Source organism: Thiomonas islandica, from assembly GCF_055383445.1.
Map to the genome: position 1 here is coordinate 361,588 of NZ_AP042391.1, position 17,029 is coordinate 378,616.

16 protein-coding genes and 2 pseudogenes are annotated in these 17,029 nt (G+C 62.7%); 11 read left to right on the forward strand and 7 right to left on the reverse strand.

Going from position 1 to position 17,029, the window contains the following annotated elements:
• The first annotated feature begins 280 nt into the window (after positions 1–280).
• Together ACZ47F_RS01680 and ACZ47F_RS01685 are read left to right on the forward strand one after the other, a co-directional pair.
• Positions 281–1,696 (forward strand): cytochrome c1 protein, encoded by a 1,416-nt coding sequence (locus tag ACZ47F_RS01680; RefSeq protein ID WP_464925584.1) that lies wholly within the window; start codon positions 281–283, stop codon positions 1,694–1,696.
• A 10-nt stretch (positions 1,697–1,706) separates the two neighbouring features.
• Positions 1,707–1,982, forward strand: a complete 276-nt coding sequence (locus ACZ47F_RS01685; protein WP_464925585.1) for a hypothetical protein — start codon at positions 1,707–1,709, stop codon at positions 1,980–1,982.
• A gap of 133 nt (positions 1,983–2,115) precedes the next feature.
• Here ACZ47F_RS01685 and ACZ47F_RS01690 read toward each other — a convergent pair whose 3' ends face one another.
• The 3 genes from ACZ47F_RS01690 to ACZ47F_RS01700 form a co-directional block, all read right to left on the reverse strand.
• Complete coding sequence (locus tag ACZ47F_RS01690) at positions 2,116–3,402, reverse strand: TRAP transporter large permease (protein WP_464925586.1); 1,287 nt, start codon at positions 3,400–3,402, stop codon at positions 2,116–2,118.
• Entirely contained in the window at positions 3,402–4,022 is a 621-nt protein-coding gene (locus tag ACZ47F_RS01695; protein ID WP_464925587.1) for a TRAP transporter small permease, read from the reverse strand. The genes ACZ47F_RS01690 and ACZ47F_RS01695 overlap by 1 nt, the downstream gene beginning before the upstream one ends.
• A gap of 254 nt (positions 4,023–4,276) precedes the next feature.
• Positions 4,277–5,293 (reverse strand): TRAP transporter substrate-binding protein, encoded by a 1,017-nt coding sequence (locus ACZ47F_RS01700; protein ID WP_464925588.1) that lies wholly within the window; start codon positions 5,291–5,293, stop codon positions 4,277–4,279.
• A gap of 492 nt (positions 5,294–5,785) precedes the next feature.
• On the opposite strand from ACZ47F_RS01700, the pseudogene ACZ47F_RS01705 reads away from it, so the two are divergent.
• From ACZ47F_RS01705 to ACZ47F_RS01740, 8 genes and pseudogenes are all read left to right on the forward strand, one after another.
• Positions 5,786–6,070, forward strand: a pseudogene (locus ACZ47F_RS01705) (PAS domain-containing protein); the annotation flags it as partial.
• A 223-nt stretch (positions 6,071–6,293) separates the two neighbouring features.
• A complete protein-coding gene (locus ACZ47F_RS01710; protein ID WP_464926660.1) occupies positions 6,294–6,581 on the forward strand; it encodes a hypothetical protein in 288 nt (95 codons plus the stop codon).
• Positions 6,582–6,661: 80 nt separating this feature from the next.
• Complete coding sequence (locus ACZ47F_RS01715; protein ID WP_464925589.1) at positions 6,662–7,132, forward strand: pilin; 471 nt, start codon at positions 6,662–6,664, stop codon at positions 7,130–7,132.
• Positions 7,133–7,135: 3 nt separating this feature from the next.
• The gene (locus ACZ47F_RS01720; protein WP_464925590.1) at positions 7,136–7,531 is read left to right on the forward strand and encodes an FHA domain-containing protein; all 396 of its coding nucleotides are present in this window, start codon (positions 7,136–7,138) and stop codon (positions 7,529–7,531) included.
• On the forward strand, positions 7,528–9,096 hold the full coding sequence (locus tag ACZ47F_RS01725; RefSeq protein WP_464925591.1) for an STAS domain-containing protein: 1,569 nt from the start codon (positions 7,528–7,530) through the stop codon (positions 9,094–9,096). The genes ACZ47F_RS01720 and ACZ47F_RS01725 overlap by 4 nt, the downstream gene beginning before the upstream one ends.
• Before the next feature lie 159 nt (positions 9,097–9,255).
• On the forward strand, positions 9,256–10,575 hold the full coding sequence (locus tag ACZ47F_RS01730; protein WP_464925592.1) for a nucleotide sugar dehydrogenase: 1,320 nt from the start codon (positions 9,256–9,258) through the stop codon (positions 10,573–10,575).
• A gap of 109 nt (positions 10,576–10,684) precedes the next feature.
• Positions 10,685–11,782 carry a glycosyltransferase gene (locus ACZ47F_RS01735; RefSeq protein WP_464925593.1) on the forward strand — a complete coding sequence of 366 codons (1,098 nt, stop codon included), beginning with the start codon at positions 10,685–10,687 and terminating at the stop codon, positions 11,780–11,782.
• Positions 11,779–12,807, forward strand: coding sequence for a glycosyltransferase family 2 protein (locus ACZ47F_RS01740; protein ID WP_464925594.1), 1,029 nt, complete (start codon positions 11,779–11,781; stop codon positions 12,805–12,807). Before ACZ47F_RS01735 ends, ACZ47F_RS01740 begins: the two co-directional genes overlap by 4 nt.
• Positions 12,808–12,831: 24 nt before the next feature.
• Here ACZ47F_RS01740 and ACZ47F_RS01745 read toward each other — a convergent pair whose 3' ends face one another.
• From ACZ47F_RS01745 to ACZ47F_RS01760, 4 genes are read right to left on the reverse strand one after another with little or no spacing between them, the layout of a single operon-like run.
• Positions 12,832–13,767: a glycosyltransferase family 2 protein gene (locus ACZ47F_RS01745; RefSeq protein ID WP_464925595.1), complete on the reverse strand. Its 936-nt coding sequence runs from the start codon at positions 13,765–13,767 to the stop codon at positions 12,832–12,834.
• 5 nt (positions 13,768–13,772) lie between these two features.
• A complete protein-coding gene (locus tag ACZ47F_RS01750; protein ID WP_464925596.1) occupies positions 13,773–14,813 on the reverse strand; it encodes a class I SAM-dependent methyltransferase in 1,041 nt (346 codons plus the stop codon).
• Positions 14,810–16,270 (reverse strand): flippase, encoded by a 1,461-nt coding sequence (locus tag ACZ47F_RS01755; protein WP_464925597.1) that lies wholly within the window; start codon positions 16,268–16,270, stop codon positions 14,810–14,812. The genes ACZ47F_RS01750 and ACZ47F_RS01755 overlap by 4 nt, the downstream gene beginning before the upstream one ends.
• Positions 16,271–16,272: 2 nt before the next feature.
• Positions 16,273–16,644 (reverse strand): type II toxin-antitoxin system VapC family toxin, encoded by a 372-nt coding sequence (locus ACZ47F_RS01760; RefSeq protein WP_464925598.1) that lies wholly within the window; start codon positions 16,642–16,644, stop codon positions 16,273–16,275.
• Between ACZ47F_RS01760 and ACZ47F_RS01765 the strand changes: the two are divergent.
• A pseudogene (locus ACZ47F_RS01765) lies at positions 16,591–16,791 on the forward strand (transposase); the annotation flags it as partial. The gene ACZ47F_RS01760 and the pseudogene ACZ47F_RS01765 sit on opposite strands and share 54 nt — an antisense overlap.
• Positions 16,792–17,029 lie beyond the last annotated feature (238 nt).

Genomic DNA, 17,029 nt, shown 5'->3' on the forward strand with positions numbered 1-17,029 from the left:
GCCCGCCGACCAACCACCGCACTTGCCGCCATGACCGATCCCACCGGCTCCCCCGCGCTGCAGGCCGCGCAGTGCCGCGATACAGGACTCTATCGACACGATCGACCACCTCTGCGCCTGATCGAGAGTGACGTTTGGTTGCATTCCTGTTGTTTGATGTCATTGACTTGCATCAATCCAGCGCCTGCGCGGGCGCCCAAAATGCAGACATGACAAAACCCTTTCAGCGTTATGCGCCAATTTGTCGCAGCGCGCTGAAGATCACAACACGGAGGCCGTCATGTCCACTCCCGATCGTTCACACCCTCTGTGCCTGCACCAAGCCGCGCGCGCATCGTTGCGCCTGTCCGCCGCGCTGCGCGTCGGCCTGGCCTTGCTCACCAGCCTGGTCGCTTGCCTGTGGTGGGCCGCGCCGGCGCAGGCGGTTCCCGCATTCGCCCGCCAGACCGGGCAGAACTGCATCGCCTGCCATGTCGGCGGCTTCGGCCCGCAGCTCACGCCGTTCGGCCGCGCCTTCAAGCTCGACGGCTATACCCTGAGCGATGGCAAGAAGCACATTCCGCTGTCGGCCATGCTGGTGGCCTCTTACACCCACCAGGCGCAGGACTATGGCGCCAACAACTTCATGGGCCCGCCGCCGGCAGGATTCAGCGCCAACGATAACTTCACCGCGCTGCAGCAGGCCTCCATTTTTCTGGCCGGGCGCATCACCGACCATCTGGGCATGCTCGGGCAGGCGACCTATTCCGATCCCGGCTCGCAAAACCTCGCCTGGGACAACACCGAGCTGCGCTACGCGCATGCCTACACCGTGGGTACTGTGCGGGGTCTGTTTGGCATGAGCCTCAACAACAACCCCACACTGTCGGACGTGTGGAACACCACCCCGGCCTGGCAGTTCAGCTATATGGCGCCACCCTTTGGCAACAGCGGCCCGCCGGTGTCCCCGATCATCTACAACCTGGGCCAGAGCGTGATCGGCGCCACCGCCTATACCCTGATCGACAACAGCTGGTACATGGAGGCCGGGGCCTATCACAACCTCTCAACCTATTGGGCCAATGCGCTGCATGCAGGCAACGCCTCGCTCCAGGGCGAAGCGCCGTACTGGCGGTTGTGGTACTCCAAGACCGTCGGCCCGCACGTATTTGAAGCCGGCTTGCTGGGATTCGATGCCCGCATCAACACCAGCGGCCTGCCCGGCCTGCCCACCGACAACTATCACGACATCGGCCTGGATGCCACCTACCAATTCCTCAACGGCGGCCCGAACATCATCACCGCAAACGCCATCTACATGCATGAGCGCCAGAATCTGAATCAGGCTCTGCTGCAAGGCAATGCGAGCAACGGCAGCAACACCCTCGACACCGCCAATCTGAACCTGTCTTACTGGCGCGACAACACCTACGGCGCCACATTCGGCCTGTTCTCCACCACCGGCTCCTCTGACGCACTGTTCTACGGCAACGGCTACGGCTCACGCACCAACAGCCCCAACACCAGCGGCGCGATTTTCGAGATCGACTGGAATCCGTTTGGCAAGAGCTGGGCCAATCCCGAGAAAAACCTGCGGATCGGCTTGCAATACACCGCCTATCACAAGTACCTTGGGGCGAGAACCAATTTCGATGGCAATGGGACCAACGCCAGCGACCTCAACACCTTCTACCTCTATCTGTGGACTGCGATCTAGGAGTGTGCAAATGTCTAACGCCGCAAACCCGATCTTTTTCGCCCAGGCTTTCCACCATGGCGAAGCCGAGCAGCACAGCTATGTGATCGCCATCGGCAGCCGCACCGCAGTCGAGGCGTTGGCCAGGGCCGAACATGCCCGCCTGCGTGGTGCCTACGGCGTGGCCATCTACCGCACCCGCACGGACGTTGCTACGCAAGACAACTTTCGGCTGGTGGGCTATCTGTCCTCGGACATGGGCGAGAAATGGACCTGCAGCCAGCCCGACGAGGAACAGACCGCCTGAGCGAACTGGCAAAAACGCGCGCCCATCCCAACCTCCCCCACGCGGTGGGGGAGGAGTCGATACCGGAGGTCTTTGCTCCCTCCCCGCTGGCGGGATGGGATGGGATCAGCGGCAGGGTCGCCCGCGCGCCAAGTCAATGCACCATGCCCAGCCAGCGCGGAAACGCCAGGCTGATTGCCGGGATGTAGGTCACCAGTCCCAGGAACACCAGCATGGTCAGCAGCCAGGGCCACACCGCGATGGTCAGTTCGGTGATGCCCATCTTGGCAATGCCGCTGGCCACATACAGGTTCAGCCCCACCGGTGGGTGGCACATGCCCACTTCCATGTTGACCACCATGATGATGCCGAAGTGGATCGGATCGATGCCCAGGTGCATCGCCACCGGAAACAGGATGGGCGCCAGGATCAGCACGATGCTCGATGGCTCCATCACATTGCCGGCCGCCAGAAGCAGCACATTGACCAGCAGCAGGAAGCTCAGCGGCCCCAGCCCGGCGCCGAGCAACCACTGCGCCATGCTCTGCGGAATGTGCTCGGAGGTCATCAGAAACGAGAACAGCACCGCGTTGGTGATGATGTAGAGCAGCATCGCGCTCATATTGGCCGAAGCCAGCAGCACCCGCGGCACGTCGCGCAGTTTCAGATCCTTGTAGACGAACACGGCAATCACGAAGGCATAGACCGCGCTCATCGCCGCCGCCTCGGTCGGAGTGAAGATGCCGCTGTAGATACCGCCCAGCACGATGACAATGAGCATCAGCCCCCAGATGCTCTCGCGCAGCGCCCGGCCGCGCTGCGCCCAGGTCGCCCGCGGCTGGCGCGGATAGTTGCCGCGCCAGGCACGCCACCAGGTGGTCGCCCCCAGCATGGTGGCCAGCATCAGCCCAGGCACCACGCCGGCCATGAACAGCGCACCGACCGAGGAATTGGTGGAAATGGCATACAGCACCATCACGATCGACGGCGGAATGAGAATGCCCAAGGCGCCCGAGGTGGTGATGACCCCCGCGCCGAAACGCGGCGGAAACCCGGCCTTGACCATGGCCGGCATGAGGATCGAGCCGATGGCCACCACGGTGGCCGGGCTCGACCCCGACACCGCGGCAAACAGCGCGCAGGCCAGCACCCCGGCCAGCCCCAGCCCGCCAGCCCAGTGTCCGATCAGGCTGCTGGCGAACGCGATCATGCGCCGCGCCACCCCGCCGTGGGTAAGAAAGTTGCCGGCCAGAATGAAGAACGGAATCGCCATGATCTCGAAGTTCTCGATCCCCGAGAACAGCTTGAGCGCGACCGCCTGGATCGGCACCTCGGTCATGGTGAACAGGAAGGTCAGCACCGTCAGCCCGAGAGCGATGGAAATCGGCATGCCCGTGAGCATCAGGGCAAGCAGCAGACCGAAAATGATCAGCGCGCTCATCAGGCCCTCCTTCCTGCCGGCACCGGGTGAATGTTGTCGACGCCCGCAGGAAGATCCAGCGGTTCATCCAGCCCATCCACCTCACCCGGATCGTGGTGCGGCAGCTCGCCGTCGCGGTTGAAGCGCCAGGCCACCTGCAAGAAGCGATAGCACATCAGGGACGAGCCCAGCGGAATCGCCAGATACACCCACCACATCGGCAATTCCAGATCGGGCGAGGTCTGCGCGGTGTGGCTGACGTGCCAGACGAAGTTCGCCCCCATCGCGGCGACGATGCCGGTGAACAGCGCACCGGCCAGCAGGCCGAACAGGATCACCGGCTTCTGTCGCTCAGGCGACAAGCGGTTGACCAACACATCCACGCCGACATGAATACCCGTGCGCACACCGTAGGCCGCACCGAACTTGGCCATCCAGACGAACATGTAGATGCACAGCTCCTGCGCCCAGCTGAAGTTAAGCGACAGCAGCCAGTCCTGCAACCCGGGAATGGCAAAACTGGCCATGTAGCGGTGCACCACGGCGACGAAGATCAGCAGCGTGGCAGCGGCCATCAGCGTGGCGATCAGCACTTCTTCCAGGCGATCGAGCACGCGGTTGAACAGCGAAAAGGCGGACATGAAGCGATCCGATCAGGAAGGGTCACATCAAAACGACAAAAGCCCATGCCGATCGGGCCTGCCCCTGGCGGCACGGGCTTTGCAGCGGTTTTGAGACGGTTTATCAGGCCGTTGAAAACGTCGCGAGGATGGCCAGATGCAAGGCGCACGGCGCGCAGCGACCGAGACATATCAAATAGATAGGCAGATAGGCGAGGCAGCGCGCACCGCGCAACGCCGCAGATGGCCCACCGCAGTAGTTTTTCAACGGCCTGTTATAGCTTGGCGGGATCGAATCCCGTGGCCTTGAACACCGAGTCCATCAGCGCCTTGGGTACGCGCGACTCGGCCTCCTTGTAGACCGGCACCATGGCCTTCTTCCACGCCAGGCGCTGCTCGGGCGTGAGGGCAATGACCTCGCACTTGCCCGATTTGCGCACCGCCTCGATCGCATCGTCGTTGTCCTTTTTCGCCACCTTGTTGGCAAATTCGGTGGCCTCGACCATAGACTGGTCGAGAATCTTGCGAATGTCGGCCGGCAGTCCCTCCCAGAACTTCTGGTTGACGATCACCGCGTAGCCCAGGTAGCCGTGCTGGGTTTGGGTCAGCGCCTTTTGCACTTCAAAAAACTTCTGGGTGTAGAAGTTGGACGGCGGGTTTTCGGTGCCATCGACCACCCCGGTCTGCAGCGCCTGGTACACCTCGGAAAACGCCAGCACCTGTGGAATCGCGCCGATGGCGCGCATCTGCATGTCCAGGATCTTGCTCGACTGGATACGCATCTTCAGGCCCTTGGCATCCGCCGGGCTGCGCAACGGCTTGTTGGCGCTCATGTCCTTGAAGCCGTTGTCCCAGTAGGCCAAACCGAGCACGCCCTTGGACTCAAGCTTCTTCAGCAGGCTCTGCCCGATCGGGCCCTGGGTGACTTTGTGCAGCTCATCGTAGTTGTCAAAAATGTAGGGCAGGTCGAACAGCTCGAATTCCTTCACACCCAGCGGCCCGAACTTGGCCAGCGACGGCGCAAGCATCTGCACCGAGCCGAGCTGCAGCGCCTCCATCTCTTCCTTGTCCTTGTAGAGCTGGCTGTTGGGGTAGACCTCGATCTTCACCCGGCCCTTGGTGCGTTCCTCGGCGAGCTTCTTGAAATACTCGGCGGCCTGGCCCTTGGGCGTGTTGGGCGCAACCACATGGCTGAATTTGATGACGATGGGCTGCTGTGCGCGAACCAGCGGGCTCAGACCCAGTCCGGCAGCGGCCAGGCCCAGCGTGATGACGGCTTGACGACGTTGCATGGTGATCTCCGTGATGAGGTGGCGTGATTGGGCGCCTGCCCCACCGCACCCGCAGAGCAAAAAACACCGGACATGGCCCGATGTGTGTGACGGTGTGAACAGGCGTGTTTTTTTGTGACGGACACAAGCATACGACACGCCCTGCGCCACCCCGCCAGAGGGTTCACCCCAGCGCCTGAAGGTCGCGGGCCGCAGTGGCAGCGTCTTGCCGGCTTTGACCTGCTGTCCTGCATCAGGATCGTGGCCTGCTCAAGGATGTGGCCGTCGTACGGGCTACCGTGAAAGGCCCCGGCCCCACGATCAGTGCGTGAAATAAATCACGAACTCCCACTTTCGTGCACCCCAGAGAAAGGAGATAGCGAATTTTTTGTCTGCACTTGTTTAGGATAGGCGGACTCGACTGCAAATCGCCATTTGCATTGATCCAGCCGCTCAATCATCGTCCGGTGACCGGCCATGAGCGCTCCCAACCCCTATTCCATCACCACACCAATGGAGGACGTCGTACGCAACTTACCCAGCGGCGTCGTGGTGTTCGATGCCGCGGGCCAAGTGGCGCAGATCAATCCCGCCTGCCTCGAATTGTTCAAATTGCACCTACATCCGGCCGAACTGGTCGGCCTGGGGTGGCGCGCTTTTTTTGACCGCCTGGCCCCCACGCTCGAAGATCCGGAACCGGAGCTCAGCCGCATCAAGACTCTGATCCGGCAAGACCTCCCGGACCAGGCCGAAATCCACCTGCGCGACGGGCGGACTCTTCTGCGCCATTACGTGCCGTTCGTGCGCAACGGCGAAATTCAGGGCGCATTGTGGCAGTTGCAAGACGTGACCGCCATCCGACAGCAGCACAGGCAACTGGAATTTCTCACCGAGCGCGATCCGCTGACCGGGTTGCTCAACCGGCGCGGATTCGATCGTCGGCTCCAAATCCTGGATGCCGAGCGCGCGGTCCAGGCGCTGGTTTCTCACCGGATGCGCGCGCAGGCTGCTGGCGCACACCATGGATGCGGCCGAAGTGCAGGAATTGCTCCATCCCCAGGCCACGCAACGCTGCGATCTGGGCATCTGGCTGACGCAGCAGGCCGGTCAATGGGGCGATACGCCGCAATACCAACGGTTGGTGCAGGCGCACACACGGTTTCACCAGTGCCTGATGGCTGCCGTGAACAAAAACGATGCAGACGCCGATCTGCAACTCAGTGACAGCAGCGCCGCGGTGCATGCGGCGTTCTGGGACTGGATTTTGCACACTGTGGAAGGACAAAAAACCGAATCGGGGGTGAAATGAAAACACATTGGATGATGCGCATGAGAAGGCGCAACAGCCCGAGCACCCAAGGCGAACGAGGCTTTAGCTTGATCGAGTTGATGATCGTCGTCGCCATCATCGGCATCCTGGCCGCCGTGGCGATTCCCCAGTACCGCGACTACGTGGTGCGCAGCCGCGTGACCGAAGGCATCAATCTGGCCTCAGGGGTGAAAACAGCCGTGGCAGAGTATTGGGCAAACCATGGCAGTTTTATTTCAGACTGGCCGAGCACCGACCCGACATGTACCCAGGCAACCGTTGCCTGCACACGGGCGTATGGCGCCGAGCCGCCATCTGGCACTTACAGCATCAACGTGCTTGTGGGCTATGGCGGCACCATCATCATCACCTACAACCAGCTGCTCGACCCCAATCGATCATATGGATACACCCTGGTGCTGCAACCCGCCCCTAGCGCGGGCAGTCTGCGCTGGGTGTGTTTTTCTGGCGGACAGACCACGAAAGATGGCGTGACAGCCAATGCAACGCCGACCCTGCCTTCCAAATATGCTCCGCCGCCGTGTCGTTAAGCCATGAGCAAAATCCTCGTTTTTTTGCCTAACTCTGCCAGTCATGCCATTGAGTTGCGGCTGCCTCGTCTGCACATCGGACGGTACGCCCACAACACCATCGTCCTGCCCGATGCGCGCGTCAGCGGGGTGCATGCCTTGCTGCAACAGACCCAAACTGGCTGGTGGATCGAAGACCTTGGCAGCACCAATGGCACCTGGATCAACGGCAAGCGCATCAACACTTCGCTCCTGCTCCCGGACGATGTGTTGCAGATCGGCGGCTGCACACTCCGTCTGCTGCTCTCTGCCGACAAAGCACACAAGCGGCAGTCGCCGAACGACGCCGATCAATTACGCGAAGCCCTGACCCTGCCCGCGGATTTTGGGCCGACCGATTTAATGCGTACTGGGGAATGAGCAACAAACCCGCCACCAAATCCAGCGCGACATTTCTGCAACGTCTATTTCTATTCGTACGCCATCCGACCACCGATTGGTCGCAAACCCAATTCCAACCCGGAGATCGGCACAATGCCGCCAAAGAGAAGGCGCTGCAGCGCAAAGCGCAGAAACTCGAACGGGCAGCCGTCCTGATCCGCAACCGCGAGTTCGACGTGCTGCGGCGCGAAATGCGCAACCGCAGGCCCCAATCCGCAGGCGTGCTTGAAGGGCTGACCATTCCACCCACCCAGCCCCCTCTCCCGCTGCGCGCCGCTTCGCGTCTGCATACCCTGCACAAAATCGATGCCATCGAGCGGCAGATCCGGGACGAGCAGACACGGCAGAACAGCCCCACCATGCCCGCAGGCTTGTTTGAACAAAGCGGCTTGGCGCATGCGCATTTTGCGGCATCGACCCTACGCCCCGAATTGCAACGCCACAGCACGCCGCACGTTGCGAACAGCCAATTGCTGCCTCCCTCACGGCTGCAAACGACATTGCCCGGGGCGACCGGGCCGATCAGCCCGCAGGGACAGACTGCCCCTCCTATTCCGCCCATCATCGAACTGGCCGCCTTCGACTTTGCGGAAGGCCGGGATGCGCAAGCGCAATCTCATCTCCTGACTGGCCTGCAAACCAACACCGATGCGGCTGCTGTGCAGCAAATCTTTCAGGCCCTGCTGGACTTCTATTGGGCCACAAACCAGGCAGACAAACTGCAATCCCGCTCTCTCGAGTATGTACAGCGCTACGGGCAGACCCCAGCGCCGCGCCCCGATCTGGGCAGCCTCCAGAATGCGCGGCAGCATGCCGCGAGCTTTTTCGCTGCGGAACAGTTCGACATCCTGCAACTACGCTCCTTCGAGCGCGTCCTCACAGAGTCCCCCACGCATCTGCTACTGGACTGGTCCGCACTCGTTGGCATCCCGGAGCCGCTGCGCGCCGGCCTGGCCGATGCGCTGCGTACCCTGAACGACCTCCCCGTGGAGCTCGAACTCATTGGTGCCGACATGCTGCTGGCCGCAACCCGGCTGCAATCGAGCCCGACGGCGTCTGCGGACGCCACACTGCGTCTGGAGGTGTTGCGACTGGTGGGCGATGAGGCGGGTTTTGTCGACCTCGCGGTGGATCTTTCCATCGCCTGCGCCTGCTCGCCGGTGGACTGGAATCCTCCCCGTTTCAAGCGCGTCGGCACTCCGGAGCGGGGACTGACCACCCTGCACGGCACCCTCCTGCCTTCCAGTGCAGCAACCCAATCCGGCCATGCCGATGCCGGATTGGTACAGACCACCGTCCGCCTCAGCGGGAATCTGTCGGGCCAAGGCGATTCTTTCTTGCGAACGCTCAGAACGCAAGCCCAGCGCGCCGACATGGTGACCGTGGATTTGCAGGCCGTCCAACGCATGGACTTTGCCGCCGCAACCGATCTATTGAACTGGGTGGACGCCCAGACGCAACTCGGCAAAGTCGTCGAGCTTCGCCGCGCGCATACGCTGCTCGCGCCCTTTCTACAATCCGTCGGGCTGCAGATACTGGCCTGACGCGGATCGCATCATTGATCAGGCCGTTGAAAACGTCGCGAGGATGGCCCACCGCAGGAGTTTTTCAACGGCCTGTTAAACCAACTGGCCTCTACGAAAGTCCGGGCGGTTCAAACACGAAGTACGCCAGCCTCCATCTTGACGCACCAAAATATCAGAATGTCTTCTCAATTTCCTAGTTCGCTGAAGGCGCTGCGCGAGCGAATCCACAGCAAGACCGTCTGCGTTGGTATCTACGGCCTCGGCTACGTCGGCTTGCCGCTGGCCCTGCGCTTTGCCGAGGTGGGCATCCGGGTGATCGGTTTCGACATCGATGCGGACAAGGTGCAAAAGCTCATCGCAGGGCAAAGCTACATCGAGCGGCTCACCCCGGATCGGATTCAGCAGGCTCGGGCTCGCGGGTTCGAGGCGACCGGCGACTTTGCCCGCACCGCAGAGGCCGATGCCTTGATCATCTGCGTACCGACACCACTCAACCGCTACCGGGAGCCCGACCTGAGCTACATCGTCGATACGGTCGAGACGATGCTGCCGCACATGCGCGAAGGACAGCTCGTAAGCCTTGAGAGCACGACGTGGCCCGGCACGACGGAAGAAGTGTTGGCACCCCGGCTGCGCGCGCGTGGCCTGATTCCCGGCCAGAACTGCGCCCTGGTCTTCAGCCCCGAACGCGAGGACCCCGGCAATCCGTACTACGCCACCCAGGACATTCCCAAGGTCATTGGCGGCATGACAGCTACTTGCCTTCAGCTGGGTCAAGCCGTCTACCGGCACGCGATCCCCACCTTGGTCCCTGTGAGCAGCACCAAGGTCGCCGAGATGACCAAGCTGCTGGAGAACATCCATCGCAGCGTCAACATCGGCCTGGTCAACGAGATGAAGATCGTGGCCGACAAGATGGGCATCAACATCCATGAAGTGATCGATGCGGCATCGACCAAGCCCTTTGGCTTCGTGCCCTATCGCCCCGGGCCGGGTCTGGGAGGGCATTGCATCCCGATCGACCCCTTCTATCTGACGTGGAAAGCGCGCGAATACGGTGTGAACACGCGCTTCATCGAACTGGCGGGGGAGATCAATCACTACATGCCCCACTGGGTGGTGGGAAAGGTGGCCGACGCGCTCAATGAGCGCGGGCTGGCGATCAAGGGCAGCAAGATCCTGGTGCTAGGGCTGGCCTACAAGAAGAACATCGACGACACGCGCGAGTCACCCGCGGTAGAGATCATGCATCTGCTGCAGTCCAAGGGTGCCGAGGTCGCATACAGTGATCCACACGTGCCCGTCTTTCCGCGCAAGCGCGACTATCACTTCGATCTGCAGTCCGTGCCGCTCACCGCGGATGCAATCGCGAGCTATGACTGCGTGGTTCTTGCCACCGACCATGACGCGTTCGACTACGACCAGCTGCGGCGACAGGCTCGGCTGATCGTCGATACGCGAGGCCGGATGTCCGGGATGAACGTCATCGTCGCTTGAGACCCTGCCATGCGTGAGACGCTCAAGAAGGTATGGTCATTGTTCACTACGCGCGGGACATCGTCGTAGTTTTTCAACGGCCTGCTAAACGCACTGAAAGCACCCAGCTTTGAAGGTCGCCTATATCGTTTCCTACCGCGCCCCCGACTACATCCGTAGCCAGGGACTTTTGCGCGCCATGGGCGAATGTCCTGACATCGAAGTATTCGAAGCGCGCAATCATAGTATCGGTTTGAGACGCTATCTCGAAACGTGGACGGCATTGCGGCGCATCAATAAGGGGCATAAGCCAGATCTCTATGTGCTCGGTTTTCGAGGGCATGAGATATTTTGGCCATTGCGCTGGCTATCGCTGGGGAAACCGCTTGTTTTCGATGCCTTGATGTCTCCGTCGGCGGCCCTGGGCGAGGAAAAGAAAGCGGGCATCCTCGGTCAGTTGTTCTCGCCTGTGATGCGTTGGCTGGAACTCGGCATTTTGCGAAATGCTGACTTGGTGTTGACCGATACCCAGCAGCATGTCGATTTTTATGTTCAGCAGTTCGGAATGCCTCGTTCCAAATTGCTGGCACTTCCGGTTGGGGCGGCAGAACTGTCTATTGGCGTTGATGTTCAGGAGCAGCGTTCTGGTGAAGACAGTTTTTCTGTGCTTTTTTATGGCTCGATGCTGCCGCTGCATGGTGTTGATGTGATCGTAGCTGCCGCTGCGCAGTTGCGGGATCTGCCCATCCGTTTCGACTTTATCGGCGGCGGTGCAAAGCAGGCACGTCGCCTGCGTCAGCTTTGCGAGCGCCTTGACGTCACGCGATACACCCACCGCGCCTGGGTGCCGCTAAATGAATTGGTGGATAAGGAGATTCCCCGCGCCGACCTTTGCCTTGGCGGCCCGTTCGGCGGCACGCCACAAGGCCGCCGCGTCATCACCAGCAAGACCTCGCAAGCGCTTGCACTAGGCAAGGCCACGGTCATCGGCGCGATCGACGAAGACATCGGATTGCTCGACAAAGAAAACTGCCTGTTGGTTCCGCAGGCGGACCCTGATGCGCTTGCTGCAGCACTGCGCTGGGCTTTCGCCGAGCGCAACGCGCTGTCACGCATCGGCGCGCGCGGACACGCGCTGTACCAGCAAAAGCTCTCGGTTCACGCGATCGCGCAGCGGCTCTGTCCGGCATTGCGCGAATTGCACGATCGATGGAGGACCGGGCGATGAGTCGCGCACTCGACACGCCGCCACAGATCAGCGTCTGCATCGCCAACTACAACGGCGAGAGCATGCTGCGCGACTGCCTCAATTCGGTTTACGCGCAAAGTGGCGATTTCCGAATCGAGGTGCTCCTGCACGATGACGCTTCCACCGATGGCTCGGTATTTTTGGTCCGGCACGAATTCCCTGATGTGCAGGTGATCGAAAGCCGCGACAACGTGGGCTTCTGCATCAGCAACAACCGCATGGCGGAAGCCGCACGCGGGCACTATCTGCTGCTGCTCAACAACGATGCCGTGCTGCGTCCGGGCAGTCTCGACGCCCTGCTGCGCGAGGCGCATAAGGCAACCAGCCCGCTGGTGCTGGGTCTGCCGCAGTACACGCTGCACGACGGCAGCCTGATCGATCGCGGTTACGAGTTTGACCTGTTCATGAACCCGATCCCCATCTTCACCACCGGCGTGCACGAAGTGGCCACCGCGACAGGCGCCTGCCTCTGGATTCCGCGCGAGGTCTGGCGTGCCGTCGGCGGGTTTCCGCCCTGGTTCGAGTCCATCGCCGAGGACATTTATCTTTGTCAGGCCGCACGACTGCTTGGCTACCCCACGCGCGTTCTGGACGCGCCCGGCTTCGATCACTGGATCGGCAAGAACCTGGGCGGCGGCAAAGTGATGGATGACAAGCTCAAAACCACCGCGCGCCGCCGCGCCCTGAGCGAGCGCAACAAGACAGCTGTGATGCTGCTGTGCTATCCCGCCTGGGCGCTGCTGGCTCTGCTGCCCATCCACGTGCTGCTGCTGGGGATCGAGGCGTCGTTTCTGTGGCTTGCCGGATCAGGTCGCGGCAAGATCAAGTGTATTTACGGCACGATCCTGCCTGGCCTCTGGCGGCACCGCAAAGACATCAGCGCACTGCGACGCAGTTTGCGCGCCCGGCAAAAGCAATCCGGCTGGCGCTTCATGCGCCGCTTTCACTGGCTGCCGCACAAACTGCGCATGCTGCTGCGCCACGGTGCGCCGGAAATTGGATAGTCGCAAACCAAGGCGACGCAACCACTACCCTCGCCACGGCCCCATGCGCCCGCGCAGGCCGTCCCGCAGGCCAAGCGCGGCCATGCGCAAGGCCGCCAGGCGCTGCTGGCCGAACACGGTTTGCGTATAGACAAAACCGAGCCAGTACCAGCCATTGCGCAGCTTCCAGCGCCAGGGGATGAATGGCAGGCGGCACAGCGCGACGAAGTTGCGAATTCGGTAGTACACCCGCAGCGGGCTGTACGCGCTCTCCTGCCGCCAGCCGAAGTACCACACGCGCAACGCCTGGTCGCCCATGCTGTGAAACATCACCGCCGCGCCCACGCCGAACAGCGCGTAGCCCGCTGCGCGCACGCGGTGGCTCCATTCGAGGTCCACGTGGTCGATGAAAAAATCCTCGCGCATCGGCCCCACTTCGCGCAGCACAGCGGCAAGAACCAAGGTGCCGGAGGTGATCAGCGTCAATGCCTCCACCGTGGGATGCGCGGCATCCGGTCTGCGGTGGCCATAGAAAAACCTGCCCGGGATGTACGCCTGAAAGGGAAAGGTGATGCCGGTATGGCGGTCGGTGTAAGTGGGGCCGACGGCCCCGACGCGCTGCCCGGCGCGCTGCAAATCATCCATGGCGGCCAGCAGCGCCGCCACCATGTCGGGCGCGGGCAGACTGTCTTGGTCGCTGAGCAGCACATGCGTGGCGCCTGCGGCGAGCGCGGCGTCAATGCCGATGTTCAGGGCGCGCGCGATGCCGAGGTTCTCGCCCAGGCGAATCAGGTGCAGTGCGGGTTGCGGCAATGCGGCGCACAGCGCTTCCACACGCCGGTCCGCGGCGGGCGTGTTGTCCACCACGAACACGCCCGCGGTTTGCGCGAGCAGCGCATCGAGCAGGGCGCGCAGCACCTCGGTGTCGGGCAGATAGGCCACGACCACGGCGAACACCCTGCTGCTGGCGGATGGCTGCATGCGGTTTACTTGCGCGCCGAGAAAGTGAGGAATTCGCGGCGCGCGGGCTGCGCCATTTCGCGCAATTCGGCGAGCACATCGCGCAGCGGGGGACGGCCTTGGTGGCTGGCGTTGAGTCCAGTTCCTCCATTTGCGATGGCCTCACTTGGCGCATACACACCGAAAAGTGACATACCGCGCCAATGCTGTTTGAACGAACTGAAACCCGCAGTGACAAGACTGTTCGTCAAACTCGAGGGCGTGAACAAAAGATGGCGTGGTGTTTCTAGGCCGCGCCAATGCGGCCCAAACCGCACGGCTCCAAGGCTGGCCAGATTCGGCGTGTCCAGCCACAGCACGCCGCCCGGTATAAGCAGCGCATGCAATCGGCGCAAGGTGGCAACAGGGTCGTGCACATGCTCGATCACGTGGCACAGGGTAATCACGTCGTAGCAGGCGCTGCGCCCATCCAGCACCTCGATGCCGCCGTGATGCACCTCCAACCCGCGTGAGCGGGCGGTCTGCACCGCGCCCGCGTCGAAATCCAGCCCCTCCACCTGCCATCCGGCTTGTCGGGCCAGCAGCAGAAAACCGCCGTTGCCGCAGCCCACATCGAGCAGGCGCCCACCGCCAGCAGGTAGCGGTGGCAGGTGGCGGCACTCGGCATCCGCCGCCGTGCGCAGCGATGGCAGCAGCGGCAACAGCCAGCGTCCAACCGGCAAGGCCGGGCTGCGCTGCAGGCCGTAGCGATGGTTTTGATAGCCGTTGATCAAGTCGTGCAGAAGGCTGCGGATGCGGCCCTTGCGGCGCACGATGGGGTGATCTTCGGCGTCGTGCGTGTAGTAGCCGGCATAAGCGCGACCAATGCTCTCAGCGGTCGGTCTGGGGTCGAGGTAGCCACTGGCGCAGTGTGCACAGCGGTACAGATCCCATGCGCCATCGGCCACGCAGAACACGCGATCCGTGAGGCCCTTGTAGAGCAGGCTGCGCTCGGCGCTGCCGCACACCGGGCACTGCGGCACGGCTTCGAGATCGGCCTGAGGCCAAGGGCGTGGGGTTTCGCTCATGGCGTGATTTCCTTGTGGGTATTGAAACGGGTCAGGCGCAGCAAACGCAGCGTCGCAAATACGCAGGCTGCGACGACGATGCCGATCGCCACGAGTTGCAATTGACTCTGCAGCGCATACACCACCAGCAGGAACGCCGCGCACGCCAGGCACAGCAGGCCGATGCCCCGTGTCAGCATCATGCGCAAGGGCCGCTGCAGCCTCCACGCGGTGCCGTACAGCAACGCGGTATCCAGCGCCACGCGCAGCGTCCACGCCAGCGCCGCGCCGGCGATGCCAAACCAGTGCACACCCGCAACCAGCAGCGCGGCGAACACCGGCAGTTCCAGCAGGTGCAGCTTGGCGGTCAGGTCCGAGCGGCCATGCGCTTGCAGCAGGGCATAGGGCAGATGCGCGGCGCTGTTGAGAAAAATGCCGATCAGCAGCAGTTGCAGCACCGGCGTGGCCGGTCCCGCAAAACTCGCATTGAGCCAGAGTGCCAGCAAGGGATGCGCGAACACCGCCACCAAAAGGACTGCGGGCAGCACCAGCACCACCACGGCGCGGATGGCGAGGGCCAAAAGCCGTGTCGAGGCTTCGGGCCGGGACTGCGTTTCCGCCAGCGCCGGGAACAGCGCGTTCATCGCGGTTTGGGGCAACGACGCGGCGCGAAACGCGGTGTCGAACGGCACGGTGTAATACGCCACCGTCGCGGGCGGAAACAGGCTGGCCAGATAAAAGCGGTCGGCATAGACCATCAGCGGGCCGATGAGGTTGCTCACCGACAGCCAGCCGCCGAAGTGCAACGCATGGCGCAGATCGTCGCGGCTGGCGCGGATGCCCGGCTCGGGCGGCAGCAGGCGCTGCAACTGCGTGAGCCACAGCGCCATCCACACCACGCGCGTGGCGGCCAGCGCGGCGATCACCCAGCCGATGTCAGGGCGGATCAGCGCCACGATCACTGGCAGGCCGAACTGCAGCAGGCTCATGGGCATGCGCCACAGGCTGAGCAGGCGAAACTGTTGCAGGCCCTCCAGTGTGCCCATCGCCCCGGTGGCGGCCAGTGCGAAGGGGATGGACAGCGCCAGCGCGCGCAGGCCGAAAAGGGTTTCGCTCGCCATCTCGCCGCTGAGCGAAAACAGCCGCTCCACCAGTAACGGCGCGGCCCACCACAGCGCCACCAGCCACAGCACGCCAAAGCCCGCGAGCAGGCCGATGACGCGCCACACCAGTGCGGCGACCTGTGCGCGTGGGCGCCCCAGCCCCAGGCTGCTGGAGACGGTTTGCGTGAGCGCGCGGCTCAGACCCATATCGAACAGCCCGGAAAACCCGATCAACCCCAGTGCCAGGGTGAACACGCCCAGCCGCGCTGCGCCCAGCGCATGCAGCAGGATGGGCAGCGCCACCAGCCCCACGCCCAACGTGACCAGTTGCCCGCCAACATTCCACAAGGCGTTGTGCGCGACCTTGCGGCTCATATTCAGCGCGCCACGCCCACGCCTGCGGCCATTGCGGCCTGCATCAGCGCAGCATTTTGCGTTGCGATGGGCAACTGCAGGCGCAGGGCGAGTTCCAGGTAGGCGGCGTCGTGGCTGGTGAGATCGAAGCGCAGGGCGAGGGCGAGGAGTGCCGCGGGCGACTGCGACTCTGCGTCAATCGTGATCGGCAGGACGCAAATTTCCGCGCTGATTTCCTGCGCCCGCTGCGCCACAAGGGCACCGCGCTTGCATGCCGCGCGCAGCACATTGGAGAGTTCCAGAGGCCATAGCTCCGGCGCAATGGCTGTATCGTCCAGCAGGCGCTGGAGCGGGCCAAGGCCCGTGTGCGTGCCCGGGTGGAGCATGCGTTTCATGTGCTCAAGAATCTGTTTGGTCACAAGAAGACCCGCTACAAGGGACTGGCGAAGAACACCGCCCAGCTCTACCAGGCCGTTGAAAAACTACTGCGGTGGGCCATCTGCGGCGTTGCGCGGTGCTCGCTGCCTCGCCTATCTATTTGATATGTCTCGGTCGCTGCGCGCCGTGCGCCTTGCATCTGGCCATCCTCGCGACGTTTTTCAACGGCCTGCTACAGCCTGTTCGGTCTGGTGAATCTGGCGCTGGCCAAAAGAAAACTGTTGGTCCCCCAAGGCACACCTGCGTCCTGAAGACGCAAAACAACGGGGAAAACCCCACAACTTCGAGAAACACCGCCCAGAAATCACCAAATCGACCGCCATTGCGCAAAAATCTTGCGCA

Bases quoted from the DNA above. Each gene is read 5' to 3' on its own strand.
- ACZ47F_RS01720 (WP_464925590.1), top strand. From the start codon at position 7,136: ATGAGCAAAATCCTCGTTTTTTTGCCTAACTCTGCCAGTCATGCCATT.
- ACZ47F_RS01745 (WP_464925595.1), bottom strand. From the start codon at position 13,767: ATGCAGCCATCCGCCAGCAGCAGGGTGTTCGCCGTGGTCGTGGCCTAT.
- ACZ47F_RS01695 (WP_464925587.1), bottom strand. From the start codon at position 4,022: ATGTCCGCCTTTTCGCTGTTCAACCGCGTGCTCGATCGCCTGGAAGAA.
- ACZ47F_RS01750 (WP_464925596.1), bottom strand. From the start codon at position 14,813: ATGAGCGAAACCCCACGCCCTTGGCCTCAGGCCGATCTCGAAGCCGTG.
- ACZ47F_RS01680 (WP_464925584.1), top strand. From the start codon at position 281: ATGTCCACTCCCGATCGTTCACACCCTCTGTGCCTGCACCAAGCCGCG.
- ACZ47F_RS01760 (WP_464925598.1), bottom strand. From the start codon at position 16,644: ATGAAACGCATGCTCCACCCGGGCACGCACACGGGCCTTGGCCCGCTC.
- ACZ47F_RS01730 (WP_464925592.1), top strand. From the start codon at position 9,256: ATGTCTTCTCAATTTCCTAGTTCGCTGAAGGCGCTGCGCGAGCGAATC.
- ACZ47F_RS01710 (WP_464926660.1), top strand. From the start codon at position 6,294: ATGGATGCGGCCGAAGTGCAGGAATTGCTCCATCCCCAGGCCACGCAA.
- ACZ47F_RS01715 (WP_464925589.1), top strand. From the start codon at position 6,662: ATGATCGTCGTCGCCATCATCGGCATCCTGGCCGCCGTGGCGATTCCC.
- ACZ47F_RS01685 (WP_464925585.1), top strand. From the start codon at position 1,707: ATGTCTAACGCCGCAAACCCGATCTTTTTCGCCCAGGCTTTCCACCAT.
- ACZ47F_RS01755 (WP_464925597.1), bottom strand. From the start codon at position 16,270: ATGAGCCGCAAGGTCGCGCACAACGCCTTGTGGAATGTTGGCGGGCAA.
- ACZ47F_RS01700 (WP_464925588.1), bottom strand. From the start codon at position 5,293: ATGCAACGTCGTCAAGCCGTCATCACGCTGGGCCTGGCCGCTGCCGGA.
- ACZ47F_RS01725 (WP_464925591.1), top strand. From the start codon at position 7,528: ATGAGCAACAAACCCGCCACCAAATCCAGCGCGACATTTCTGCAACGT.
- ACZ47F_RS01740 (WP_464925594.1), top strand. From the start codon at position 11,779: ATGAGTCGCGCACTCGACACGCCGCCACAGATCAGCGTCTGCATCGCC.
- ACZ47F_RS01690 (WP_464925586.1), bottom strand. From the start codon at position 3,402: ATGAGCGCGCTGATCATTTTCGGTCTGCTGCTTGCCCTGATGCTCACG.